Source organism: Martinezella lusitana (assembly GCF_016901135.1).
GTDB lineage: Bacteria > Pseudomonadota > Alphaproteobacteria > Rhizobiales > Rhizobiaceae > Rhizobium > Rhizobium lusitanum_D.
The window spans coordinates 517,757-543,365 of sequence record NZ_JAFEVL010000045.1 but is presented as its reverse complement, the minus strand read 5'-3'; the positions used below and the strand labels follow the sequence as shown (position 1 = coordinate 543,365).

26 protein-coding genes are annotated in these 25,609 nt (G+C 61.5%); 15 read left to right on the top strand and 11 right to left on the bottom strand.

What is annotated here, in order from left to right:
- The 5 genes from thiO (at position 1) to JTP94_RS18350 (ending at position 3,058) form a co-directional block, all read left to right on the top strand.
- Positions 1-981, top strand: coding sequence for a glycine oxidase ThiO (gene thiO, locus JTP94_RS18370; protein WP_204851901.1), 981 nt, complete (start codon positions 1-3; stop codon positions 979-981).
- The gene (gene thiS, locus JTP94_RS18365; protein ID WP_204851900.1) at positions 972-1,169 is read left to right on the top strand and encodes a sulfur carrier protein ThiS; all 198 of its coding nucleotides are present in this window, start codon (positions 972-974) and stop codon (positions 1,167-1,169) included. Before thiO ends, thiS begins: the two co-directional genes overlap by 10 nt.
- A gap of 3 nt (positions 1,170-1,172) precedes the next feature.
- Entirely contained in the window at positions 1,173-1,946 is a 774-nt protein-coding gene (locus tag JTP94_RS18360; RefSeq protein ID WP_204851899.1) for a thiazole synthase, read from the top strand.
- Positions 1,943-2,557 carry a thiamine phosphate synthase gene (locus JTP94_RS18355; protein ID WP_204851898.1) on the top strand — a complete coding sequence of 205 codons (615 nt, stop codon included), beginning with the start codon at positions 1,943-1,945 and terminating at the stop codon, positions 2,555-2,557. The genes JTP94_RS18360 and JTP94_RS18355 overlap by 4 nt, the downstream gene beginning before the upstream one ends.
- A gap of 156 nt (positions 2,558-2,713) precedes the next feature.
- A complete protein-coding gene (locus JTP94_RS18350; RefSeq protein WP_204851897.1) occupies positions 2,714-3,058 on the top strand; it encodes a hypothetical protein in 345 nt (114 codons plus the stop codon).
- Between the two features lie 121 nt (positions 3,059-3,179).
- Here the strand turns inward: JTP94_RS18350 and JTP94_RS18345 are convergent, their stop codons facing one another.
- Positions 3,180-4,040 (bottom strand): DUF1989 domain-containing protein, encoded by an 861-nt coding sequence (locus JTP94_RS18345; RefSeq protein WP_204852322.1) that lies wholly within the window; start codon positions 4,038-4,040, stop codon positions 3,180-3,182.
- A 145-nt stretch (positions 4,041-4,185) separates the two neighbouring features.
- Between JTP94_RS18345 and JTP94_RS18340 the strand changes: the two genes are divergently transcribed.
- Positions 4,186-5,073 carry a LysR substrate-binding domain-containing protein gene (locus JTP94_RS18340; RefSeq protein ID WP_204851896.1) on the top strand — a complete coding sequence of 296 codons (888 nt, stop codon included), beginning with the start codon at positions 4,186-4,188 and terminating at the stop codon, positions 5,071-5,073.
- A 6-nt stretch (positions 5,074-5,079) separates the two neighbouring features.
- Here the strand turns inward: JTP94_RS18340 and JTP94_RS18335 are convergent, their stop codons facing one another.
- Together JTP94_RS18335 and JTP94_RS18330 are read right to left on the bottom strand one after the other, a co-directional pair.
- Complete coding sequence (locus JTP94_RS18335; protein WP_204851895.1) at positions 5,080-6,105, bottom strand: LacI family DNA-binding transcriptional regulator; 1,026 nt, start codon at positions 6,103-6,105, stop codon at positions 5,080-5,082.
- Positions 6,106-6,161: 56 nt separating this feature from the next.
- Positions 6,162-7,046, bottom strand: a complete 885-nt coding sequence (locus tag JTP94_RS18330) for a LysR family transcriptional regulator (RefSeq protein ID WP_204851894.1) — start codon at positions 7,044-7,046, stop codon at positions 6,162-6,164.
- Between the two features lie 115 nt (positions 7,047-7,161).
- Between JTP94_RS18330 and JTP94_RS18325 the strand changes: the two genes are divergently transcribed.
- Positions 7,162-7,347 (top strand): 4-oxalocrotonate tautomerase, encoded by a 186-nt coding sequence (locus JTP94_RS18325; protein ID WP_034507216.1) that lies wholly within the window; start codon positions 7,162-7,164, stop codon positions 7,345-7,347.
- 46 nt (positions 7,348-7,393) lie between these two features.
- Here JTP94_RS18325 and JTP94_RS18320 read toward each other — a convergent pair whose 3' ends face one another.
- Positions 7,394-7,660 carry a hypothetical protein gene (locus JTP94_RS18320; RefSeq protein WP_204851893.1) on the bottom strand — a complete coding sequence of 89 codons (267 nt, stop codon included), beginning with the start codon at positions 7,658-7,660 and terminating at the stop codon, positions 7,394-7,396.
- A gap of 143 nt (positions 7,661-7,803) precedes the next feature.
- Positions 7,804-8,265: an Lrp/AsnC family transcriptional regulator gene (locus tag JTP94_RS18315; protein ID WP_168813940.1), complete on the bottom strand. Its 462-nt coding sequence runs from the start codon at positions 8,263-8,265 to the stop codon at positions 7,804-7,806.
- A gap of 185 nt (positions 8,266-8,450) precedes the next feature.
- On the opposite strand from JTP94_RS18315, the gene putA reads away from it, so the two are divergent.
- From putA to JTP94_RS18275, 8 genes are all read left to right on the top strand, one after another.
- A complete protein-coding gene (putA, locus tag JTP94_RS18310; protein ID WP_204852321.1) occupies positions 8,451-12,155 on the top strand; it encodes a trifunctional transcriptional regulator/proline dehydrogenase/L-glutamate gamma-semialdehyde dehydrogenase in 3,705 nt (1,234 codons plus the stop codon).
- A gap of 249 nt (positions 12,156-12,404) precedes the next feature.
- Positions 12,405-13,424 carry a LacI family DNA-binding transcriptional regulator gene (locus JTP94_RS18305; protein WP_204852320.1) on the top strand — a complete coding sequence of 340 codons (1,020 nt, stop codon included), beginning with the start codon at positions 12,405-12,407 and terminating at the stop codon, positions 13,422-13,424.
- A 45-nt stretch (positions 13,425-13,469) separates the two neighbouring features.
- On the top strand, positions 13,470-14,705 hold the full coding sequence (locus JTP94_RS18300) for a sugar ABC transporter substrate-binding protein (protein WP_204851892.1): 1,236 nt from the start codon (positions 13,470-13,472) through the stop codon (positions 14,703-14,705).
- Between the two features lie 69 nt (positions 14,706-14,774).
- Complete coding sequence (locus tag JTP94_RS18295) at positions 14,775-15,692, top strand: carbohydrate ABC transporter permease (RefSeq protein WP_204851891.1); 918 nt, start codon at positions 14,775-14,777, stop codon at positions 15,690-15,692.
- Positions 15,689-16,552 (top strand): carbohydrate ABC transporter permease, encoded by an 864-nt coding sequence (locus tag JTP94_RS18290; protein ID WP_204851890.1) that lies wholly within the window; start codon positions 15,689-15,691, stop codon positions 16,550-16,552. Before JTP94_RS18295 ends, JTP94_RS18290 begins: the two co-directional genes overlap by 4 nt.
- Positions 16,553-16,578: 26 nt before the next feature.
- Entirely contained in the window at positions 16,579-18,507 is a 1,929-nt protein-coding gene (locus JTP94_RS18285; protein ID WP_204851889.1) for a glycoside hydrolase family 127 protein, read from the top strand.
- Position 18,508: 1 nt separating this feature from the next.
- Positions 18,509-19,582: an ABC transporter ATP-binding protein gene (locus JTP94_RS18280; protein WP_204851888.1), complete on the top strand. Its 1,074-nt coding sequence runs from the start codon at positions 18,509-18,511 to the stop codon at positions 19,580-19,582.
- A gap of 137 nt (positions 19,583-19,719) precedes the next feature.
- The gene (locus JTP94_RS18275; protein ID WP_204851887.1) at positions 19,720-21,336 is read left to right on the top strand and encodes a GMC family oxidoreductase N-terminal domain-containing protein; all 1,617 of its coding nucleotides are present in this window, start codon (positions 19,720-19,722) and stop codon (positions 21,334-21,336) included.
- A 13-nt stretch (positions 21,337-21,349) separates the two neighbouring features.
- Here the strand turns inward: JTP94_RS18275 and JTP94_RS18270 are convergent, their stop codons facing one another.
- The 6 genes from JTP94_RS18270 to JTP94_RS18245 all read right to left on the bottom strand — a co-directional run bounded on the left by JTP94_RS18270 (position 21,350) and on the right by JTP94_RS18245 (position 25,431).
- Complete coding sequence (locus JTP94_RS18270) at positions 21,350-21,763, bottom strand: type II toxin-antitoxin system VapC family toxin (RefSeq protein WP_204851886.1); 414 nt, start codon at positions 21,761-21,763, stop codon at positions 21,350-21,352.
- Positions 21,760-22,008, bottom strand: a complete 249-nt coding sequence (locus tag JTP94_RS18265) for a hypothetical protein (protein ID WP_037192288.1) — start codon at positions 22,006-22,008, stop codon at positions 21,760-21,762. Before JTP94_RS18265 ends, JTP94_RS18270 begins: the two co-directional genes overlap by 4 nt.
- Before the next feature lie 89 nt (positions 22,009-22,097).
- A complete protein-coding gene (locus JTP94_RS18260; RefSeq protein WP_204851885.1) occupies positions 22,098-23,897 on the bottom strand; it encodes an adenine deaminase in 1,800 nt (599 codons plus the stop codon).
- 18 nt (positions 23,898-23,915) lie between these two features.
- Positions 23,916-24,548: a glutathione S-transferase family protein gene (locus JTP94_RS18255; protein ID WP_204851884.1), complete on the bottom strand. Its 633-nt coding sequence runs from the start codon at positions 24,546-24,548 to the stop codon at positions 23,916-23,918.
- On the bottom strand, positions 24,548-25,198 hold the full coding sequence (locus JTP94_RS18250; protein ID WP_204851883.1) for a Rieske (2Fe-2S) protein: 651 nt from the start codon (positions 25,196-25,198) through the stop codon (positions 24,548-24,550). Before JTP94_RS18250 ends, JTP94_RS18255 begins: the two co-directional genes overlap by 1 nt.
- On the bottom strand, positions 25,195-25,431 hold the full coding sequence (locus tag JTP94_RS18245; RefSeq protein WP_246755036.1) for a hypothetical protein: 237 nt from the start codon (positions 25,429-25,431) through the stop codon (positions 25,195-25,197). Before JTP94_RS18245 ends, JTP94_RS18250 begins: the two co-directional genes overlap by 4 nt.
- Positions 25,432-25,609: the final 178 nt, after the last annotated feature.

Genomic DNA, 25,609 nt, shown 5'->3' with positions numbered 1-25,609 from the left:
ATGCGCGTCCTTGTCAAAGGGGCCGGCGTCGCCGGCCTCACGGTCGCGCACGAGCTGAATGCTCGTGGCGCAGAAGTAACGGTCCTGGATCCACGTCCGAACTTCGATCACGCCGCCTCATGGCTCGCTGGCGGCATGCTGGCGCCATGGTGCGAACGGGAAAGCGCCGATGCGGCTGTGCTCACGCTCGGCCTCGATGCCGCCGACCGATGGGATGCGATCCTGCCGGGTAAAATCGTGCGCAACGGAACGCTCGTCGTCGCGCCGACACGCGATCACGGCGAACTAAAGCGATTCGCCAGCCGCACGGCCGGTTATCGCTGGGTGGAGGAGAGCGATATCACGACACTCGAGCCTGCCCTTGCCGGACGTTTCAGACACGGGTTGTTCTTTCCTGAGGAAGCCCATCTCGATCCGCGCCAGGCGTTGCACTCGTTGAAAGAAGGATTGCTGGCAAAGGGCGCTGTCTTTACCTGTGACGATGTGAACGAAGACGATTTCTCCGAGATCGTCGATTGCACGGGCGCCGCCCGTATCGGGCACACCCCGGACCTGCGCGGCGTACGCGGCGAAATGCTCTATCTGCGCACGGAAGAAGTCGCGCTCGCCCGGCCCGTGCGACTGCTGCATCCACGCTTTCCTGTCTATATCGTTCCTCGCGGCAACGGCCTTTTCATGGTCGGCGCGACCATGATCGAGACCGAATTTAATGGGCCGATCAGCGCGCGCTCGCTGATTGAGCTGCTGAATGCCGCCTACGCGCTGCACCCTGCCTTTGCGGACGCCTCCGTCATCGAAACCGGCGCCGGTATCCGCCCCGCCTTCCCCGACAATCTTCCGCGTGTGACGCGGGAAGGCAAGGTCGTCGTGATCAACGGTTTTTATCGCCACGGTTTCCTGCTGGCCCCGGCAATGGCAGCCGAGGCTGCCGATCTCGTCCTTTCCGAACAGACAAAGCAAAGGAGCTCCCGATGCGCCTGATCATCAATGGCGAAGCCCAGACGATCGCCGCAGCCACACTTTCGCAGCTTCTGGCCGCGCTCGACTATGAGGGCGACTGGCTGGCGACCGCCGTCAACGGCGAACTCGTCCATCGCGAGGACCGCCATGACCATGCACTGGATGACAACGACAGGATCGAGATCCTGACGCCGATGCAGGGAGGCTGAACCATGCTTGATCTTTATGGAACCCCAATAGAATCACGCCTTCTTCTCGGCACAGCGCGCTATCCCTCGCCCGCCGTCCTCGCAGAAGCGGTCAAGCGTTCGGGGACCGAGATCGTCACCGTGTCACTGCGCCGCGAAACGGCCGGCGGGCGCAATGGCGGCGCCTTCTTCGACATGATCCGTGGGCTCGGCATTCGCGTTCTTCCCAATACGGCCGGTTGCCATGGTGTGTCAGAGGCCGTGCTGACCGCGAAAATGGCGCGTGAGGTATTTCAGACCAGCTGGATCAAGCTGGAGGTGATCGGCAATCACGACACGCTGCAGCCGGATGTGTTTGCGCTCGTCGAAGCAGCGCGCATTCTTACCGGCGAAGGTTTCGAGGTCTTTCCCTATACGACGGACGATCTGGTGGTGGCCGAACGGCTGCTCGAAGCCGGATGCAAGGTGCTGATGCCCTGGTGCGCGCCGATCGGAACCGCGGCGGGGCCGCTCAATCTTTCCGCCCTTCGCTCGATGCGGGCGCATTTTCCCGACGTGCCCTTGATCGTGGACGCCGGCATCGGCCGGCCCTCGCACGCTGCCATCGTCATGGAACTCGGCTTCGATGCCGTGCTGCTGAACACCGCCGTTGCCGGCGCCGGCGATCCCACTGCGATGGCGGAAGCCTTTGCGAAGGCGATCGATGCCGGCAGGCAGGCATTCGGCGCGGGCATGCTGGAGCCGCGCGACATGGCGGTGCCGTCGACGCCCGTGATCGGAAAGGCGGTTTTCGCGTGACGCTCGATCCCTTCTACTTGATCGTCGACAGTGCCGCCTGGATCGAAAGGCTGGTGCCGCTCGGCGTCAAGCTGGTGCAACTGCGCATAAAGGATCGTCTGCCGGCGGAGATACGCGCCGACATCCAGCGGGCAAGGGCTGTCTGCTCAGCGCATGGATGCCAATTGATTGTCAACGACTATTGGCAACTCGCCATCGAGGAAGGCTGCGATTTCATCCATCTCGGTCAAGAGGATCTGGCAACCGCCGATCTCAATGCAATTCACGCCGCAGGTCTGAAACTGGGGCTTTCGACGCATGACGAGGCGGAACTGGCGACAGCACTTGCGGCTGGTCCCGACTATATCGCGCTCGGTCCGATCTATCCTACAGTGCTCAAGGCCATGGCTTGGGCACCGCAGGGTCTTGATCGCCTCGCCGACTGGAAGGCTCGTGTTGGCGAGTTACCGCTTGTGGCGATCGGCGGGCTGACGGTGGAGCGCATTGCCGGCGTGTTCGAAAACGGCGCGGATAGCGCCGCCGTCGTCACCGACATCACGCGCAATCCCGATCCCGAATCACGAACATTGGAATGGATCAGGGCAACGCGCGATCGCCTTCCAACGAAATAATCCAGCGCGAGATCATAGCGTCTAGGCTGGTTTTCCAGGCTTTGGCGCCGATGAACGGCATATTCATAAAATGTTCAGCTGAACATAATCATGCTTAGAACGTTAGATAAATGACTCGCGCATTCGCTGAGCATGAAGACTGCTTTGGAGGTAGTCATGATAAAGAAAACAGTTCTTACGGTTTTGCTGGCCGCTACGGTCGTAGGCGGCGCATTGGCGCCTGTCAGCTTCGCGCAAGCGCAGCAGTATGACGGCAGACCGCCCTATCGCGGCGACTGGCGTGGCCATGACGATTGGCGCCGCCACCACCATGGCCATGGCGGTGCGATCGCCGGCGGCGTCGCCGCAGGTCTCATCGGCGGTCTGATCGTCGGTGGCGCCCTCGCCAACAGCGGCCCGGTTTACGCAGCGCCTCCGCCGAGATGCTGGTTGGAGAACCGCGAGGTTCAAAACCAGTATGACGACGGTTGGCACTACGAGCGCGTCCGCGTCTGCAATTAAGCAATCAACTGAGCATCGGCTCCAGGCTGATGACGGCTTGATAAACGAATTTGGATTGCCGGCGGCCGAAACCGCCGGCAAACTGTTTCTATAGGCTCACGGATGCAAGCCGTTTGCAGACCTAAAGGCCATGCGTTCCCGGATAGGGGCTGCGCTCGGGAAAGGCCCGGCCGGCAAGACTTTCCGGATCAGGCTGCCAGATCTCCACGCGAAGCGGATAGCACGGCGCCAAATCGCTCGAATGGCCGCTGCCGCAATCGCCGCCCGGACAGGCCGATAGCGCGCCGACAAGATCGATCTCCGCAAAAAACTCGATGAAATCGCCCGGACGTACCGGGCTTGCCTTCATGAAATATTGATGTGTGTCGCGCGTAAAACCCGTGCACATGAAGACATTAAGCACGTCATGAACATGGGCTTCCGCCTCCCGGACAGGAATGTTCATTTCAGAGGCGAGCGCTCGCGACAGGTTTGAATGGCAACAATGGTGGTAGTCGTCGCCTTTCAGCAGACGGTTGGTATAGGGATCGCAGCGCGTGCCGATGACATCGTGGATGCCGGCGCCATCGGCGTCCCAGCCATACCAGCCGAGCGTATCATAGGTAATCGTCGCCATCGGCCGCAGATAGGGCAAAGTGCTCCAGAGCCGGTCGCCGACGCCGACATGCGTGGCATGAAGCGCGCGGGTCTTGCCGCTGAAGAAGCATTCCGAGAGGTCGGCGGCGTTCCATAGATTGAGGTCGCCGACCTGCGAACCCTCCATGCTGACGATGCGAAAGAAATGCCCTTTCGGCACACGAAAGCTACCGGCTTCGCGCGGCGGCACGATGATTTCCGCGACCTTGCTCATGCTTTGCCTTGCGGCGTAGAGCACATCCAGACCGGCCGGCGGCAGCGTTTCATTCGGATAGACGACAACCGGCGGCTTGCTGCGCCGTTCCTCGGCGTCGGAGGGAGCGGGCATGTCGAGGGTCCTGTGCATCACGATCCTTCATCCTTTACCGATTCGCTTGCTAGCCTCATTCCGCCGGCGAGGCAACAATTCGGGCTGCACTCTAGCGAGATCAGCCCATCGCACAACGCCGATTGTTCTTGCTCTTTGGCTAAGTTTTACTTAGCCTTGGCACATGCGTCATATCCCCCTTGCCTCCCTTCGCGCCTTCGAGGCGGCCGTGCGTCATGAGAGTTTCGTCAGGGCAGCCGCAGAGCTCAATCTGACAGCGGCCGGCGTCAGCCAGCATGTGCGGTCGATGGAGCACTGGCTCGGCGTTTCGCTGTTCATGCGTCATGCCCGCGGCGTGACGCTGACGGCAGCGGGCCGCGAATTCGGGGCGGCGGTGGCAAATGGCCTTGGACATATCGATATCGCCGCCAGGCAATTGAAGCTCGAGGCCCATGACCGACCGGTCAGCGTGGCATGCATCGCGTCCGTCGCCACCCGCTGGCTGATCCCGCAGTTGCCGGCATTCAGGAGAGAGCATCCGGATATTCGCATCAACATCGTCTATGCGCTCGATGCAAGGACGCCGGAGGCTGCAAGCGTCGATCTGCTGATCCGTCATGGGCCGAGGCCGGAAGCGGCAGCCATCGCACTATTGAGCGGCGAGACGCGACCGACCTGCTCGGCGGAGTTCAAGCTTCGTCATGACCCTATCAATGTACCGGCCGACCTGATCGACGTGGATCTCCTGCATGATGAAACCACGAGCTCCTGGGCGCGCTGGTTCGCGCTTGCCGGTATCCGCAAGGCTCCGAAATCCGGGCCGATCTTCGCCGATTTCAGCCTGATGATCGGATCGGTCATCGGCGGCCAGGGCATCGGCCTCTGCCCGACCGCGCTGATTGCCGACGAACTGGCCAATGGAACGCTGGTCACCCTGTTCGACACGCCCTCGGATACTGACAAATCCTATTGGCTCATCGAAGCCAACCGCCTTTCCGCTGAAGCAGAAATCTTTCGCGACTGGCTCATTGCGGCAAGCATGACGTCCCGAAACGATCTGACGATGCGCTGACGCCGTTCAAAGGCTTTCCGCCGTCACGGTCAGAAAGCGTACCGGCTCGGAATCGATGTCGGTATCGATCAGGCCGAGGCGCTTCAGCGTCAGGTCGATGGCGCGCCGAGCCTGCACTTCCGGAGCCTGATCGAGAACGATCGTCATCAAGCCTTCCTTCAGGTAGCTGCGCGTCGCATCGGAGAGTTCATGACCGACCCAGAAAACCGATTGCTTGCGATGGCGGCGAAGAACCGTCGCGATTGCGGCGTTGTCGCCGCCGGCGCTGTAAAGACCGGCAATATCGGGATAACGATCGAGGGCGCTGGACAAGAGCTCCATCGTCTTCATCTCGTCATCCTCGTCGAACATGACCTCGGCAAAGCGATGGGATGGGTTCGCATTCGCAAGCAGATAGTCGGAAAAGCCGCGGATGCGCGCCTTGTGATTCTCGTAGGCGCCGCTGTGACAGAGTGCGACGAAGGTGCCCGCGCACCCGGCCTGCATGCGCGCCATGTAGAAGGCGGCGGTGCGTCCGGCCGCCTCGTTGTCGATGCCGACATAGGCAAGTTCCGGTGCCGGCCGCGTCATGATCTGCACGACAGGGATGCCGCCGGCGGCCGCCTTGCGGACGCTGCCGACCACGTCAGGATGATCGGGCGCGACGACGATGAGCGCCGAACGGCGGGCTTGCGGGGTGGCGATATGGCGCGAAAAATCGGCCGGGTCATTTTCGCGCGCAAAGGTCCGCTGGATGAGAATATCCTTGTCGAGCAAGGCGGCGATGCGTTCGAAAGCGCGATTGAGACGCGAGTAGAAATAGGTTTCCGGCCGAAGCAGCACCACTTCGATGCGCACCAGACCGTGCCTTGTGCCGGCGGGCGGTGCACGATAGCCAAGCCGCTTGGCTGCAATGAATATTTTCTCCGCCGTCTCAGGCAGCACATTCCCGCGCCCGTTTAGCGCCCGCTCTACCGTGGCAGCGCCGACACCGGCAGCGGCAGCCACATCCTTCAGCGTAACTTTCGCCACGTCTCCCCCATCTTCCCCCATAGTCCATGATCAGATCTGATCATAGATTCGCCGCCGCCGAAAGAGGGCTTCGGGCTTCAGCCAAAGCGGGCCACAAGGAAATCGATCGCGCTCCGCAACATCGCTGTGGGACGGCGATCCGGCGCATAGACCAGATGCATCGGCGTCGGCTTGTACGACCATTGCGGCAGCACGGGCTCCAGCCTTCCTGCATCGAGATCGGCGGCCAGGAGCAGCTCCGGCTGCAGAGCGATGCCGGCGCCATGCAGGGCGGCGATGCGAAGCGCCGCGCCCTGGTTGGTGGTGAACCTGCCGCTGATGGCGATCTCGCGCGTTTCACCCTCGGGGCCGACCAAATGCCACCGACCTTGCGTGCGCCAATAGGAATGGCCGAGGCACAGATGATTGGTGAGCTCTTCCGGGCTTTCCGGCCTGCCGCGGCGGTCGAGATAGTCGGGCGATGCCGCGAGAATCCGGCGATAGGGTTTCAGCGGGCGTGCGACCAGATTGGTATTCGTCAGGGCACCGATATGAATGCCGAGCTCATAGCCCTCGCCGATCAAATCATGAGGGTTGTTGTCGAGCGCCAGATCGACGCTGACTTCGAGATTCTGACGCAGGTACTCGACGAGAGCCGGGACGAGACTTTGGGTCCCGAAACTGACAGGCGCGACAAGCCGCAACCGGCCCCGCGGCGCCGATTGCAATTCCGACGCCGACGCCTCGGCCAGATCGACCTCTGCCAATACCGTCTTGCATCGCTCATAATAGAGCTTGCCGACCTCGGTCAGCTGGTGGCGGCGCGTGGTGCGATGGAGCAATCGTGCGCCGAGGCGTTGTTCGATCGTCCTGATATGCTTGGCGACCATGGTGGCCGATACCTGGCTGGTCTCCGCCGCGGCTGCGAAGCTTCCCTCATCGACGACCCTGACGAACATCGCCATGCCAGCCAACTTATCCACGATTGCATACCTATAGGTTCGGAATGAAACGAATAACAGCGTATTTATCGACCTCTGGTTTTGCAAGATAGTCCAAGGCGCCTAACATCAGGCCATGTTCTATCAAGGAGCCGTCATGCCCATCTTACGCTTGGAAATGCATCCCGGACGCACACAGGACCAGAAGCGTGCCTTCGTTCGCGAAGCGACCAAGGTCGTCGTCGAAACGCTCGTTTGCCCGCCGGAATCGGTGGAAATCATCATTACCGAGGTTTCGAAGGATTCCTGGGCGACGGCGGGCAAACTGAAATCGGATAGCTGAGAAGATCCGATCTGATCATCATAGAGTCTGACGACCAAATCGGCCGTCAGGCTTCGTTCGTCATCAAGCTCTGCCGCCCCCAGCCCTCGGCCCAATCCATCAGACGGGCCAATTCCTGCCTGAGGGCATGCGAACGGATGATATCGGCGGCGTGGTCAATATTGGTGCGCGGATTGTAAAATGCGCCGATCTCCTCGCCGCTGTCCCGTCTTGCAGCCTCCAGGCGGGACTTTACTTCCTCCACTTCGGCCTTCACCGCAAAGTACCGCTTCATGACCTCAATGAGGTCGCAGTCGCTTGCATTCATTTCCATGCATACTCCACCTTACTAATTTTAGCCCTTCGCAATGATCCGATTCGAATGGCGAAATCTAGATCGTTGTTTAGCCGGCGAGATGGATTGCGATGGATGAGGCAGGATCGCAGGGGCGGAAACCAGCGGAATTGCGGCGGGAATTACGACCAGTTTTCCTTGACGGACTGCATCACCACATTGGTCGATGTGCTCGCTACAAAAGGCAGGCTGGAAATCTTCTCGCCCAAAACAATACGGTAGCGACGAATATCTGACGTCCGCACTTTCAGAAGATAATCGAAGCGGCCGGCGATCATATGGCACTCCTCAATCTCCTTGATTTTCTTGATGGCATTGTTGAAGCTGAGCAAGGCCTCCTCGCGGGTATCCGTCAGTTTCACTTCGGCAAAGGCGACATGATCGAGACCGAGCTTGATCGGATTGAGCACCGCTTTGAAGCCATCGATATAGCCGGAATCGATCAGTTTCTTCAGCCGTGCCTGGCAAGGGGTCTTGGAAAGACCGACACGCTCGGAAAGCTCGGTGATCGACATACGGCCGTCTTCGACCAGCGCGTCGAGGATCTTTTGATCGAACTGGTCAATTTCACTGGATTTGATCATCTTCGCAGGCATTCCTATTTGAAATGAAGTTATTTGAAGTTCAATATGACTGGAAAGCCGCAGTTTCAAGGCGAAATGCTTTCCAGGAATGAAGTATGTTCGCACCGAAGCAACGGGGAGGGCCGCATGAGGCGAAATCGCTTGCGCTCATCGAGCCATCGGGACCCCTGCACCTTGAGGTTATCATGACTGCCACTGTCGCACTCGCCGCTGAAGAACCATCGCCAGACACCGCCCCATTCTCGCAATTCGCGCCGCCTATCCAACAGCAAAACGCGCTTCGAAAGGCGATCACCGCCGCCTACCGGCGCCCCGAGACCGAATGCCTGCCCATGCTCGTCGAAGCAGCCACGCTGCCTGAGACCGTCCGCGAAGCTGCGAAGAAGACGGCGAGGACACTGATCGAGGCGCTTCGCGCCAAGCACAAGGGCGACGGCGTCGAAGGTCTGGTGCATGAATATTCATTGTCCAGCCAGGAAGGCGTGGCGCTGATGTGCCTTGCCGAAGCGCTGTTGCGCATTCCCGATACCGCAACACGTGACGCCCTGATCCGCGACAAGATCGCCGGGGGTAACTGGAAGTCACATCTGGGTGGCGGTCGCTCCATTTTCGTCAATGCCGCGACCTGGGGGTTGGTCGTGACCGGCAAGCTCACATCGACAGTCAACGACGGCGGGCTGTCGGCATCGCTGACGCGGCTGATCGCGCGCTGCGGCGAGCCGGTCATCCGACGCGGCGTCGACATGGCCATGCGCATGATGGGCGAACAGTTCGTCACCGGCGAAACGATCGACGAGGCGCTGCGGCGCGCCCGCACGCTGGAAGCACAGGGCTTCCGCTATTCCTACGACATGCTCGGCGAAGCCGCGACAACGCATGCCGATGCGGAACGCTACTATCGCGACTATGAAGCCGCGATCCAGGCGATCGGCAAGGCGTCGGCCGGCCGCGGCATTTACGAAGGCCCGGGCATCTCCATCAAGCTTTCAGCCCTGCATCCCCGCTATTCGCGTTCGCAAGTCGACAGGGTCATGGGCGAGCTGCTGCCGAAGGTGAAAGCGCTCGCCCTTCTCTCCAAGCGATACAATATCGGCTTGAACATCGATGCCGAAGAGGCCGACCGGCTGGAGCTGTCGCTCGATCTGCTGGAGGCGCTTTGCCTCGATCCCGATCTTGTTGGCTGGGATGGAATGGGCTTCGTCGTGCAGGCCTATGGCAAGCGCTGCCCCTTCGTCCTCGATTTCATCATCGATCTTGCCCGCCGCTCCGGACACCGGCTGATGGTGCGCCTCGTCAAGGGCGCCTATTGGGACGCCGAGATCAAGCGGGCCCAACTGGATGGCCTCGAAGGCTTCCCGGTCTATACCCGCAAGATCTACACGGACGTCTCCTACGTCGCCTGCGCCAAGAAGCTGCTCGCGGCAACCGATGTGGTCTTCCCGCAGTTCGCCACGCATAATGCGCAGACGCTGGCCACGATCTATCAGATGGCCGGAAGCGATTTCTCCGTCGGCAAATATGAATTCCAATGCCTGCATGGCATGGGCGAGCCGCTCTATGAGGAAGTGGTCGGCCCCGAAAACCTCGGCCGCCCCTGCAGGATCTACGCGCCCGTCGGCACGCATGAAACGCTGCTCGCCTACCTTGTCCGGCGCCTGCTGGAAAACGGCGCTAACTCCTCCTTCGTCAACAAGATCGCCGATCCCGCCGTTCCGGTGTCCGAGCTGATCGCCGATCCTGTCGAACGCGTGCGCGCAATGGCCATCATGGGCGTCCAGCACGAGAGGATCGTCCTCCCCGCCGACCTGTTTGAAGGTGCTCGGAAGAATTCTGTCGGCATAGACCTGTCGAATGAAACAGCGCTTTCCGATCTGTCCGGGCAGCTGCTGGCGTCAGCTGTCAGAGAGTGGGTGGCCAAGCCTTTGCTTGCCGATGGCTCAGAACGAGGCGAGACGCGCGCGATCCTGAACCCTGCCGACCATGCCGACACTGTCGGTCACGTCACCGAGCTCGGCCTGGATGACGCAGCCGAGGTGATGCGCCTTGCAGCCGGCGCTGCTGCCTCATGGGCGGCCGTCAGCCCGGATGCGCGCGCGACGATGCTGGAGCGTGCCGCCGAGCTGATGCAGGGCGAGATGCCCTTGCTTGTGGGCTTGGCGATCCGCGAGGCAGGCAAGTCGGCAGCCAATGCTGTCGGCGAAGTCAGGGAAGCCATCGACTTCCTTCGCTATTACGCCGCGCAGGCGCGCAAGGTGTTGAAGCCCGACAGCGTCCCGCTCGGCCCGGTCGTCTGCATCAGCCCCTGGAACTTCCCGCTGGCGATCTTCACCGGCCAGGTTGCCGCAGCACTGGTCGCCGGCAATCCGGTCGTCGCCAAGCCGGCCGGTAACACACCACTGATTGCGGCCCAGGGAATCCGCCTCCTGCACGAAGCCGGCATTCCGCGTGACGTTCTTCAATTCGCGCCGGGCAGCGGCAGGATGGGTTCAGCCCTCGTCGGCGCGCCGGAGACTGCTGGCGTCATGTTCACCGGCTCGACGGAAGTGGCCCGGCTCATTCAAGCACAGCTTTCCGAACGGCTGTCGAAATTCAACAAGCCCATTCCCTTGATCGCCGAGACCGGTGGCCAGAACGGCATGATCGTCGACTCCTCGGCGCTCGCCGAACAGGTGGTCGGCGACGTCATCGCCTCGGCCTTCGACAGCGCCGGACAGCGCTGCTCGGCTCTGCGGGTCCTCTGCCTGCAAGACGAAATTGCTGATCGCACGCTGACCATGCTGCGGGGCGCGCTTCGCGAACTGTCCGTCGGCCGAACCGACCGGCTTGCCATCGATATCGGCCCTGTCATCGACGACAGCGCCAAACGCGGCATCGACGAGCATATCGAACGCATGCGCAAGCTCGGCTGCGCCGTCGAGCAACTCGATCTTCCCGCAAGTGCTGCCAAGGGTACGTTCGTTGCCCCGACGATCATCGAGCTGAAGAAGCTAAGCGATCTCAAGAAAGAAGTGTTCGGACCTGTCCTCCACATCATTCGCTACAAGCGCAAGGGGCTCGACAAGCTGATCGACGATGTCAACGCATCCGGCTACGGCCTGACCTTCGGTCTGCACACCAGGCTCGACGACATGATTGCCCATGTCACCGGGCGCGTGCGGGCGGGCAATCTCTACGTCAACCGCAACATCATCGGCGCCGTTGTCGGTGTCCAGCCCTTCGGCGGCCGCGGCCTTTCCGGTACAGGACCCAAAGCCGGTGGACCGATGTATCTGCGCAGGCTGGTCGCCTCTTCGACAGAGCCACTGCGCGACGCCACTGTACAAGCCGATCCGGCAGCAAAGCAGTATCTCGCCTGGCTCGAGAGCAAGGGAGCAGCAGAGGCAGCAAAGCAGGCGCGCACCGTCGCCGGCCAATCGTCATTGGGCTTCAACGCCGAGCTGACAGGCCCCGTCGGCGAATTGAACCTCTATGCGCTGCATCCGCGCGGCAGGATCCTGCTCGTGCCGCAGACCGCACTTGGCCTGCATGTCCAGATCACCGCCGCGCTTGCGACAGGCAATTCGATCGCCGTCGACGCCGCATCCGGCCTGCAGGACGAGCTTCAGAACCTGCCGGCCGCTGTCGCAAGCCGCATCTCCTGGACGAAAGACTGGGCTACGGACGGACCTTTCGCCGGCGCTCTGATCGAAGGTAATGCCGAGCGCATCGCACAGGCCGTCAAGACGATCGCCACACTGCCCGGCCCGCTGGTGCTGACGCAGGGCGCATCGAGCGAGGAAATCGCCAACAGCACGGACGCCTATTGCCTGAGCTGGCTATTGGAGGAAGTGACGACCTCGATCAACACGGCCGCCGCCGGCGGCAATGCGAGCCTGATGACGATCGGCTAGCGCCTTTGTAGCCTTGATGCATGCGGCAGTCGAACCCTTGCCGAGGGTCGGCTGCCGCCTTTTTTATTGATCTGCCTTCGATCGTAAACCCTCCCAAATTCGCCCCTGCGCAATCGCCGCGGCGTGATCTACTCGCGCTTCGAGCGCCATGAACCGCTGTGCTCAAAAATATTTGAGAAAAGCTTTTCTCATCTTGACTCTCATAGTGAGAAAAGCTTTTCTCATGAAAAGTCGAATGGGAGAAAACATCTGGAAAATCAGCGTGCGAGAAGCGGTCGGGCCACGATTCACGATGTTGCGGCGGCTGCGGGCGTGAGCATTTCCACGGCATCGAAAGCCTTGAACAATACCGGCCGCATGGGTGACGACACCCGGGAGCGGGTCAAGCGCATCGCTGCCGAGATCGGCTTCCGTCCGAACGCGCTGGCCAAGGGGCTGCTCAGCAATCGCACCTTCACGATCGGTCTTCTGACCAACGATACATATGGCCGCTTCACGCTGCCTGTTATGGCCGGCATCACGGAAGCACTCGTCGATCATGGGGTTTCGGTCTTCCTCTGTACGATCGAGGACGATCCGGCGCTCGGAAAGGTTCATGTGGACGCCATGCTGGACAAGCACGTCGATGGCATCATCGCCTCGGGAAAGCGGATCGACCGCCGCCTGCCGGTGGATCTTTCCAACCTGCCCGTGCCCGTCGTCTATGCCTTTACCGAGGGTGCGCCTGATAGCGTCACCTTCTGCGCCGACGATTTTCAGGGCGCGGCCCTTGCCGTCGAGTGGCTGCAGGGTCTCGGCCGCCACCGGATCGCCCATGTGACCGGCCCGGAGAGCTTCGTCTCGGTACGCGAGCGTGCCCGAGCCTATCGCGAGCTTGCCGGCGACGCACTGCCGGTCATGTACGGCACCTGGTCGGAGGCGTGGGGCCATGAGGCGGTGGCACAACTGTGGAGCACGGCCGGCGCAAAGCCGGACGGTATTTTCTGCGGCAACGACCAGATCGCCCGCGCGGTCGTGGACGCGCTGCGCGAACGCAGCGTGCGGGTGCCGGAGGATGTCTCGGTGGTCGGCTTCGACAATTGGGAGATTGTTGCTGCGCAAACGCGACCGCCGCTGACGACAGTCGACATGAATCTCAAGGCGCTCGGCAGAGAGGCCGGGCTGACGGTTCTGGCGCTGGCGGAGGGACGCGCCGTCGAACCGGGGATCAGAACATTGCCCTGCGAACTCGTCGTGCGGCAGTCGTGCGGGGGAGACCCCGATCTTTAATTGAGGAAAAGGGGCGCACGGGAGTTGCCCCATGGGAGGAGAAACATGATGAAGCGCTTTCTGGCCGCAACCGGCCTCATATCCCTATGCCTTGCATCCGCCGCATCCGCCGAAAACATCTCCATGTGGGTGCGCAGCGGCATCGGCGATTCCTTCAAGAAGGTCGTCGAGGCCTACAATGCCGGCCATGACGACAAGGTCACCCTGACGGAGGTGCCCTTCTCGGAACTCGTGCAGAAATACGCAACCTCCATCGCAGGCGGCCAGGCCCCTGACGCGTTGTCGATGGACCTTATCTACACCCCGGCCTTCGCCGCCGCGGGCCAGCTCGCGGACCTCACCGACTGGGCCAAGAGCTTGCCCTATTTCAATTCGCTCTCGCCCTCGCATGTGAAGCTCGGCACCTATGACGGCCATGTTTACGGCCTGCCGCTGTCGGTCGAGACCTCGGTCTTCGCCTGGAACAAGGATCTCTACAAGAAGGCCGGCCTCGACCCGGAAAAGGCGCCAACCACCTGGGAGGAGATCGAGCAGAATGCCGAAAAGATCCGCGCGCTCGGCGGCGATACCTACGGCTTCTATTTCTCCGGCGGCGGCTGTGGCGGCTGCATGATTTTCACCTTCACGCCGCTCGTCTGGGGTGCGGGCGCCGACATCCTTTCGGCCGACGGCAAGACGGCCACGCTCGACACGCCACAGATGCGCAAGGCGGTCGGCATCTATCGTGACATGGTCAAGAAGGATCTGGTGCCGGCGGGGGCCGCCAGCGACAACGGCGCCAATTTCCTCAGCATCAGCAACGGCAGGATCGGCCAGCAAAGCATCGGCGCCTTTTCGATCGGCACGCTGATCACGCAATATCCCGATATCCACTTCGGGGTGACGCTGATCCCCGGCGTCGACGGCAAGCCGTCGTCCTTTGCGGGCGGCGACAATTTCGTCATCTCCAAGGGTACCAAGAAGCTCGACGCGGTGAAAAAATTCCTCGAATACACCTATTCGCTCGAGGGACAGAAGATCATGGCGAAGTACGGCAGCCTGCCGACGCGCGGCGATATCGCCGACCAGGTGCTGCAAGGCCTCGATCCGCGGATGCAGGTGGGCCTCAAGGCCATATCGGTCGCCAAGACGCCCTATACGCTGCAGTTCAATGACCTGATCAACAGCGCCAACGGACCCTGGGCTGGCTTCACCAACGCCGCCATCTTCGGAAGCGACGTCGACGGCGCCTTTGCCAGCGCCCAATCGGAAATGCAGTCGATCATCGACAACGCCCAGTAACATAGGCGCGTGAATGCCGGGGAGCCTCAAGGTTCCCCGGTCCTTCCATCGCAACATCGGGAGCATTCCATGGCTGGTCCTGGAGCTATCGCAACCGCGCGGCTTCGCAAGAGGCGAAGGCGTGCCGGCTGGCACGGATTTCTCTATATCGCGCCGGCCATGGCGCTCGTCATCGTCTTCTTCATTCTCCCCGTCGTCTTCACCGTCTGGATGAGCCTGCATAACTGGCCGCTGCTCGGCAATCCGCGCTGGATCGGCTTCGGCAACTATACGCGCATGGTCTCCGACATACGTTTCATGGCGGCGTTGCGCTTTACTGCCTACTACACCGTCATCGTCACCATCGCGATTTTCGCCGTCGCTTTTCCGCTGGCGCTTTATGTGGAAAAGCAGCGGCCCTTCGTCGGCTTCTACCGCACCATTATCTTCCTTCCCGTCGTCGTCGGGCTTGCGACGGCGTCGCTGCTCTGGGTCTGGCTCGCCAATGTCGATAGCGGCTTCTTCGCGCCGGTGGCGCTGGCGCTCGGTCTGGTCGATAAGAGGCCGAACCTGCTCGCCGATTTCGACATGGCCTTCGCCACGATCATCGTCATGGTCGTCTGGAAAATCGCCGGCTTCACCATGATCATCCTGCTCACCGGCCTGCAGGCGATCCCCTCCGAACTCACCGAAGCGGCCCGCATCGATGGCGCGAAACGCTGGCAGCGCTTCCGGCACCTGACCTTGCCGCTGATGCGCCGCACTATCGCGCTCGCGCTGATCATCTCCATCACCGGCTCGGTGCTCGCCTTCGACCAGTTCTACATCATGACCAGCGGCGGGCCGCAGAACCGAATGATTTCCGTTGTTTACTACATCTTCAACCAGTCCTTCGTTTCCTTCAATCTCGGCTATGGCGCAGCGCTCTCGATCGCGCTGCTCGTCATCCTCGTGCTGATCAGCATCGTTCAGCTCTGGCTGCTGCGCGTCGGTGAGGACCGGCCATGACCAGTGCGAGGGAGCGCCGCGCAAGGCGCAAGCTTTGGGGCGGTGTCGGTTATCACGGCGTCGGCATCATCATCGTTATCTTCTTCTTCGCGCCCTTTGCGATCGCGCTCCTGTCGTCGTTCCGGCACGGTAGCGAGGCGAGCCTGCCGCCGCTGCCGCCCTGGCCGACGACCGGCTTCAGCTTCGATGCCTATCGCTCGCTCGATGGCTTCGGCGCCGGCATCGTGCAGCACACGCTGAATTCGCTCTTCGTCTCTCTCGGCACGGTGCTGCTGACCGTCATCGTCAGCCTACTCGCCGGCTACGGCTTCTCGCGCTATCAATTCCCCTTCAAGGGCGCGCTGTTCATACTGGTCATCGCAACGCTGATGATCCCCTTTCAATCGATCCTGACACCGCTCTTCATCATCCTGGCGAAGCTCGGCCTCAACAATTCGCTGATCGGGCTGACGCTGGTCTATGTGACGCTGCAACTGCCCTTTTCGGTCTTCATGATGCGCAACGCTTTCGACGCGGTGCCCAAGGAAATCGAGGAGGCCGCGCGCATCGACGGCGCGCGCGACCTCAGGCTTCTCTTCCGGGTGCTGTTTCCGCTGGTGCTGCCGGGCGTCGCAACAGTCGCGATCTTCGCCTTTCTGAATGCCTGGAACGAGTTCCTGGCAGCACTGATACTTCTCTCCAGCAATGAGAAATTTACCCTACCGGTGCTGATGATCGCCGTCAGGACCGGGCGCCTCGGCGCCGTCAACTGGGGGGCGGTCCAGGCCGGCATCGCCGTGATGACTATCCCCTGCGTCATCGTCTTCCTGCTTCTGCAACGCTACTACATGCGCGGGCTGATGGCCGGCGCGGTGAAATGACCCCTTCAAACAAACGGATGAAAGCCATGTCAGATAAGCAAAGCCGCCAGTTCCGCCCCCTGCCCGTTCCGAATGTCGAGCTCGCCGGCCTGTTCGGCGACCGCCAGGATGCCATCTGCAATTCGACCGCCGCCACGCTGCTCGACCGCTGCGTCGAGGCCGGCATGATCCGGGCCATTGACGTCGGCCAGCCAAGCCCGGGCATCGTCATCCCCCTACAGACATGGTCGGGCTCGACGCAGATGTTCTGGGATAGCGATCTCGGCAAATCGATCGAGACCATCGCCTATTCGCTCTATCGCCGGCCCAATCCGGAACTGGAGGCGCGCGCCGACGCCATCATCGACATGTATGGCAAGATGCAGGACGAGGACGGCTATCTGAACGCCTGGTTCCAACGCGTCCAGCCCGGCCGCCGCTGGACCAATCTTCGCGATCATCACGAGCTCTATTGCGCCGGCCACCTGATCGAGGCAGCGGTCGCCTATTATCAGGCGACGGGCAAGCGCAAACTGCTCGATATCATGAGCCGCTTTGCCGACTATATGATCACCGTCTTCGGCCACGGCGAAGAGCAGCTGCGCGGCTATTGCGGCCATGAGGAAGTGGAGCTCGCGCTCGTCAAGCTCGCCCGCGTCACGGCTGAGAAGAAGTACCTCGACCTCGCCAAATACTTCATCGACGAGCGCGGTCAGGAGCCGCATTTCTTCACCGAGGAAGCGCTGCGCGACGGGCGCGACCCGAAGAAATTCGTGCAGAAGACCTATGAGTACAATCAGGCCCATCAGCCGGTCCGCAACCAGACCAAGGTTGTGGGGCATGCCGTGCGCGCCATGTATCTCTATTCCGGCATGGCCGACATCGCGACCGAATATAACGACGATACCCTGACCTCGGCGCTGGAAACGCTCTGGGACGATCTGACGACCAAGCAGATGTACGTCACCGGCGGCATCGGCCCGGCTGCCTCCAACGAAGGCTTCACCGACTATTACGACCTGCCGAACGAAAGCGCCTATGCCGAGACCTGCGCCTCGGTCGGGCTGGTCTTCTGGGCCAACCGCATGCTCGGGCGCGGCCCGAACCGCCGCTATGCCGACATCATGGAGCAGGCGCTCTATAACGGCGCGATGGCCGGATTGTCGCTCGACGGCAAGACCTTCTTCTATGAAAACCCGCTGGAGAGCGCCGGCAAGCATCATCGTTGGACCTGGCATCATTGCCCCTGCTGCCCGCCGAATATCGCCCGCCTGCTCGCTTCGGTCGGCTCCTACATGTATGCTGCAGCAGACAACGAGATCGCCGTGCATCTCTATGGCGAGAGCAAGGCCCGCGTGCCGCTGGCGAGCGGCGTGACAGTGACGCTTGCCCAGACGACGCGCTATCCTTGGGATGGAGCCATCCATTTCGAGGTCAATCCCGATCGCAACGCTGAATTCGCGCTGTCGCTGCGCATACCGGAGTGGGCCGAAGACGCAACGCTTGCCGTCAACGGCAAGCCCGTCGATCTCTCGGCCGTTACCATCGACGGCTATGCCCGCATCGAACGGGAATGGCAGGCAGGCGATAAGGTCGACCTCAACATTCCGCTGATCCCGCGTACCCTGTTCGCCAATCCTAGAGTTCGCCAGGATGCCGGGCGTGCGGCCCTGATGCGCGGCCCGCTCGTCTATTGCGTCGAGACCACCGACAATGGTCAAGACCTCAACGGCATTTCACTTGCCGGCGACCCGGCATCGGCAAAGACGGCGGAAATAGCGGTCCTGGAAGGCGCAGTTGCACTCGATATTCCCGTCACGCGCGATGAGGCCGACTGGGGATCTGACCTTTATCGAACGACGCCACCGAAGAGCCGAGCGGCCACCGCGCGCTTCGTGCCCTATCATCTCTGGGACAACCGCGAGCCGGGCGAGATGCTGGTCTGGATTCGCGCCGACCAGAGTCGTGGGGCCTGACATGACAAAGAACGGCATGAGGCTCACCGGCGTCCGCAAGAGCTTCGGCGGGCTGGAGGTGATTCACGGCATCGATCTGGACGTGCCGGAGGGCGCCTTCGTGGTCTTCGTCGGCCCTTCCGGCTGCGGCAAGTCCACCCTGCTGCGGATGATTGCCGGGCTTGAGGAAGTCACCGACGGCGAGATCGCCATCAAGGGCCGCGATGTCACCGATCTCGATCCCTCCGAGCGCGGCATCGCCATGGTCTTTCAATCCTACGCGCTCTATCCGCATATGAGCGTGCGCGACAATCTCGGTTTCGGGCTGAAAATGGCCCGAGCCGATGCGGCCGAGATCGAGCAGCGTGTGGGCTCCGCCGCAGCGATCCTCAAGATCGACCATCTGCTCGAGCGGCGGCCGGGCCAGCTTTCGGGCGGCCAGCGCCAGCGCGTCGCCATCGGCCGGGCGATCGTGCGCAAGCCGGACGTCTTTCTCTTTGACGAACCGCTGTCCAATCTCGATGCGGAACTGCGCGTCTCCATGCGCATCGAAATCGCCCGGCTGCACCGCGAACTCGGCAATACCATGATCTACGTCACCCACGATCAGACCGAGGCCATGACGCTCGCCGACAAGATCGTCGTCCTGAAGGACGGCCGGATCGAACAGGTGGGCAGTCCGCGCGAGATCTATGAGGATCCGGCCAACAGCTTCGTCGCCGGCTTCATCGGTTCGCCACGCATGAACATGATCGAAGCCACATGGTCCGGCGAAGGGATGGCGAAGGTCGGCAACGGTATCATCAGGGTCGATCTCGCACAGCACAAGCCGTCAGCCGGCGAAAGCCTGCTGCTCGGCATGCGCCCGGAACATTTGATCGTCACATCCGATCAGGAGGACGCGGTTCAGGTCACGGTCGACGTCACCGAAGATCTGGGCGGCACCCGCTACCTCTATTGCCAGACGGAAGACGGCCAGACCCTGATCGCCGAATATCGTGAAGGGCCTGATATCGAGCGCGGCGATACGCTCTATCTGCGCTGCCCGCCCGAGCGCCGCCGCTACTTCGATAAGCAGGGCGAGCGGCTTCGCTAGCTTAAGAATTTCCACGGGATCCGCACGCTAATCGTTTGACCAACAAAGATGATTTGAAGAAGGTTGCCGTTAGGATTTGCAAGCCAAGCGCCCATCCGGCGCTGGCAGATGCGTAGTATCAAGCCGGAGAAGCTTTGGTGGCGAAGACATATGATTTCATCATTGCCGGCGGCGGTTCGGCTGCCTGCGTCGCTGCCATGCGGCTCGTGCGCGATTTCGGCTTCTCCGTGCTCATCATCGAGCGCGGTCCGCGCAATACCGCCAAGCTTATGGCCTTTCCCGCCGGCTACATGAAATATCTCGCCCGCGACGACTTCCTCGAAATGCATCACACGGTCGCCCAGCCGCAGCTCGGTGGCCGCGGCCCGATCGTTCCGGTCGCCAAGGCGCTCGGCGGCGGCAGCGCCGTCAACGCCATGGTCTATATGCGCGGCCAGAAGGAGGATTACGACCACTGGGCCGCCCATCTCGGCGATGGTGCGGAATGGTCCTATGCTGACATACTGCCGCATTTCAGAGGCATCGAAGGTAATACCCGCTTCAACGACGACTATCACGGTATCGCGGGCAATCTCCGCGTCTCTGAACCCGGCTACACCTGCGATACGACGCAGGATTTCCTGCTCGCAGCCCAGGGCCTCGGCCATCCCTATAATCCGGATTTCAACGGCGCCAGGCAAAACGGCGTCGGCATCATGCAGCACACCTATGGACTATGGGGCGGCAAGACCGAACGCTCCGACGCCAAGAAGGCCTTTCTCGATCCGCTTGCCGGCGATGAGCGTCTGGAGATCGTCACCGATGCCCGCGTCGATCGCATCGTCATCGAAAACGGCCGCGCGACCGGCGTCAGTTACACGCAGAATGGTAAAACGCATACGGTCAGGGCCGCCCGCGAAGTTCTCGTCGCAGCCGGCACCTATAACAGCGCCAAGCTGATGATGCTCTCCGGCATCGGACCGGCCGATCATCTGCGCGAGCATGGCATCGGCGTCGTGCTCGATCTTCCAGGCGTCGGCGCCAATCTGCAGGATCATCACGAGGTCCCGGTCATCGCCACCACCAAGGGTAAATCCGGTTATTTCGGCGAGGACAAGGGCTGGCCGATGCTGCGCAACGGCCTGCAATATCTCCTGTTCAACTCCGGGCCGGTGACAACGACAGGCATCGAATCCTGCGTCTTCTACGATCCCGATGGCGGCGAGCGGCCGACGATCCAGCTCTATTGCGCGCCGATCGTCTACCTCGACCGCGACGTCTCCTCGGCAAAGCCGACCTACGGCGTCACCTTCACCTCCTGCCTATTGCGGCCAAAGGCACGCGGCAGCGTCAAGCTGCGCTCAGCAGATCCGGCAGACCAGCCCTTGGTCGACTGCAATTTCTTCGGCGATCCGGACGATCTGCGCCTGACACTCGCCTCATTGAAGGTCGCTCGTCAGCTATTGGAAACCGAGCCGTTCAAATCAAAGATCGCCGATGAGATCCTACCCGGACGGGCGCTGCAGGACGAAGAGTCGCTGGCCAAGTTTGCCGGCCAGACGGTCAAGACCAACTACCATCCCTCCGGCAGCCTGCGCATGGGGCCGGAGAGCGATCCGATGTCAGTGGTCGACGGAAGGCTGCGCGTGCGCGGCATCGAAGGCCTCAGGGTCATCGATTGCTCGATCATCCCTTTCATACCGTCGGGAAACACCAATGCGCCTGCCATGGCGATCGGCTCCAAGGCGGCGGAGATGATCGCGAGGGATTATTGAACTTGGCGCGATACTAGAATTCCCAGGGTGATATGAGTTCAAGGCCCGTAGTCTGGAAATCGGGTAAATTACGAGTCGCCAGGCGGCCCCCATTAACGCGCGCGATGGCAGCGATCATGCCGTCGGCCGTCAACATCGGCCGCCCCTGTCGTTTCGCGATCCCCATGATCTCGCCGTAAGCCAATGCAGCCTCTTCGGTGAGGCCGAAAAGCCGATCAGCAAACCGGCGGCGCCATTCCGACAATCGTTGCTCCAGCCGTGCCGCACGTTGATCAGGTAAGATCTTCTGAATACCGAAGGCGATTTCGCCGATAACCACGGTGGAAAGCGCGACCTCTGCATCATACCGACCAAGCCACGAGATCACAGCCGCGTCCGGCAGCTTCCGGAACGTTTCCGAGACGACATTGGTATCGAGAAATATCACAGATCTATTCCGTGATTAGCTTGCCGTCCTTCGCGGATGACGGCCTCCAGATCGATATCCTCACCATCGCTCATAGCCATACGAGCATAAAAAGACGATGCGGGTTCACGACCGGCCTCGCGGATTTCGTAGGATTCCAGTGCCCGTTCGACGATATCGGCAATGGTGCGGTTCTCGCGCCGGGCAAGCCGATGAGCGAGGTCACGTGCCTTAGCGCTGCGAACGGATAGTTGAGGTTCAGCCATATTGGTCTCCTATCCCCACCAATATAAGCGCCTCACATCCAGCCATCAAGATGGCAGCTGATGGCTGGATGGCAAAATGTAGATGAATGTCATGCCGGCTCGAACAGCGGCTCGATCACCATTTCCGGCACAAGGACGAGGCCCTTGTCGGTGATGCGGATTTCCGGGATGACGGAGAGCGGGATGAGGTTGAAGCCCATATAGGCGATGGTGCAGCCAGCCTTTTCCCATTCGACCTTCAGCGCCTTCACCTCTTCCGCAACCTCATGCACGCGCTTGTCAGACAGCAGCCCGGCGATCGGCAGCGGCACCATCGCCGTCACCTTGCCGTCCATGACGACGCAGACGCCGCCTTGCACGGCCTCGATCGCATCGAGGGCGACCTTCATATCCGCCTCGTTGGTGCCGGCGATGATGATATTATGGCTGTCATGCCCGACGGAGGAGGCGACCGCGCCCTTCTTCAGGCCGAAGCTGTTCAAGAGACCATAGGCCACGTTGCCGGGGGATTTGCCGTGACGCTCGACCACGGTCACGAAGCAGAGCCCGTGACGGTCAAAATGCGTCTGCCAATCGTTTGCCGGCTCGAGCTCGATCGTCACATGCCCGAGCGTGATGCCCGGCAACTCGGTCTTGATCGTGTGGGCGATCACCGCCCCGGTCGGCAGTTCCGGCGTCAGCTTCAGCGCCTTCGGCAGCTTCACCGTGTGATAGGCCGCCTCCGGATAGCGGTAGGGATTGGACAGCGCCGCATCGAGAACAGGGGTGATCTTGCGGTCTTCGACCACCAGCTCGCCGCCATACCAGGTGCTGACCGGCTTCAGGTCGTCGGTCAAGCGCACCAGGTCGGCGCGGCGGCCGCCGCCGAGGCCGCCGATTTCACCCTCCATGCCGAAGCGGGTCGCGCCGTGCAACGAGCCCATGGCCCAGGCCTGCTCCGGCGTCATGCCGGCCTTGACCGCCTCGCGCGTTACCCAATCGAGACCGAAGAGCAGAAGGTCCTCGGCATCGCGATCGTCGGTGCAGACGGCGATGCGCTTATGCGACGCACCGAGCTCGGTGATGGTCTTAATGGCATGCGGCAGGCTGTGCCAGGGCGTCGTGGGCGGGCCGCCGCGCAGGAACAGCCAGATGCCGGCTTCCAGCAGGTCGTCGGCGATCTCCCGGTCGATGGCTTCATGCGTATCCGTCACGCCGGATGCCGCATAGGCGGCGACGAATTCGCGGCCATAGACATGGCCTGAGACCGGCCGCCCTCGCTCCAGGGCCGCCGCAAGGATCGCATGGCTGCGCTCGTCGCCCATCGCGACCTGCACGAAATCCATCTTTTCGCCGAGCGCCAGCGCTTCCGGCCATTTGTCGAAGAGATCGGCGATCTTCTGCGGCGTCAAATCGCCGCCCGCCGTCTCCAGCTGCGGCGAGGTTGCCGGCACCGTGCTCGGCACCGTCAGGAAGATCGACAGGGGCGCATGGCGCGCATCCTCCAGCATCGCTTCGACGCCGGCGACATCCATGACATTGCCGATCTCATGGCTGTCGCAGAAGATGGTCGTCGTCCCGTTCAAGAGGGCGGCTTCCGCATAGGCGCAGGCCGTCACCATGCTGGATTCGATATGGATATGCGGATCGACCAGGCCGGGCGCGATGATCCCTCCTTTGGCGTCATAGAGCTTGGCGCCGCCGCCCCGGTAGCTGCCGGCCGGCTTGACTGCGGCGATACGGCCGCCCGAAACCCAGATCTCCTTGTCGGGGAGAATCCGCTCCGAATAGGTCGACAGTACACGCGCGCCCTTAATCACCAGATCCGGCTCGCGACGTGCCGAGGCGACATCGGCGAGCGTGCGCGTCATGGTCGAAAGTGGCTTGACGGAAAAACGTGTGAGCGTCATCGGATATCCAATTCGAGATCAGTGATAATCGGGAATGCCGGGCATGGTGCGGAAGCCTTCGATGGCACGGAAGCGCCGCACCCAACGGCGCAGGGCCGGATAGTCATCGTGATCGATACCATAGTCGCGGCTGAGCGCGAAGGATGGAAACAGCGTCAGATCCGCAAGCGTCGGGCCGTCGCCGACGAACCATTCGCAGCCATCGAACTGGCGCAGCGTCATATGGTCATCCATGATGCGGAAGGCCTTGCGCGCGCCGGCGTAAAGGGCGGCCTCATCCCCGGGCGTATCGAACAGGGATTTCAGCCGCGCCGCCACGGCGGGCGCAAGCGCTGTTGCGGAAAAATGCAGCCACATCACGGTGGCGCCAAAGGCTGGCGCATCCTCTGGCAGCAACAGGCCCGCCGGATCGTAGGCTTTGGCGAGATAGGCAAGGATCGCCTCCGTGCCATGCAGCACGAGGTCGTTGTCGCTCAGGACAGGCATCGTTCCCAGGGGATTGAGCGTCAGCACGGCCGGCTTCATCTCTTCGTGCCCGGGAAACACATCGACGGCGATCGTCGTATAGGTGAGCTTCAGCATCGAAAGCAGCAGGCGGATGCGATAGCTTCCCTCGTCCATCTCGTAATTATAGAGCGTGATGCCGGCCATCAGGCGACCTCCGCTTTCTGCTCGAGGTCAAAACGAAGCCTTTCGGCCCAAACAGCATAGTGCTTCTGCTTGGCGCCGGCATGCACGGCAGGCGCACCGGCAATGACGATATGCAGGGCGGTCTTGTTCAGCGAAATGCTTTGCAGCGCCACCAGCAGACGGTCATCGCCCACCTGCAACAAGCCGAGATCGGTGGCGCCGCTCTCGTGCAATGCGGCGGCGACATCATCTGCCCCGCGCTCGATGTAGAGGCTGCGCACCGGGGTCACCTCGGTTACGCCGTCAATTTCAGGCAGCGAAGTGTCCCCTGCGGCTGTCGTCCAGACGATCCCATATCTCTCCTCGGTCGCATAGGTCGGCACCTTGATGGTCTGCGGCACCTCAAGGGTCGGATGCGCCGGGATATAACGACATTGCCCGGCGGTATCATACTGCCAGCCGTGATACAGGCAGGCGATGTGATCACCGCGAACGAAACCGAAGCTCATGCGCATGCCACGATGGGGGCAACGATCCTCCCAGACATGCGCCTTGCCGCTATTGTCGCGCCAGACAACGATCTCGCTGCCATCGACCACGGCGCCGGCCGAGGTTCCAGCCTCGATCGACGCCGAAAGCGCCACCGGTACCCATCCTGCTTCCAGTTTCATAAGCCACTCCGCTCGATATCGAGGATAACGCAATCATAAGGCCCGAGGCTGCAGGCCATTTCGAAGGCGTCGACAAGATCATTCTGGCCCCTTACGGCAAGCGTCGCGGATCCCGCGTCGCAGGCCCCGACCTCGATGTCCAGATCCAGCCGGCGCGCACGATGGCGGGCAAACTCGACGAAACTGTCGCACACCATCCGCCCCCGAAAGACAAAACGCGCCGCCTCGATCATGCCGCAGACAGTCCGCTCGTTCTATCCATGCCCACGTTACGCATCAAAAATGTCCACTTTGCATAAAAAATAAACATGCTTCACTTTTAGGCATTCTAGCCGCGCTGCCTTTTGAAATTCAAGAGGCTTTGCAAAGCGGATCGCTATCGACCAACAGGCATCAGACAGATCATCGCAC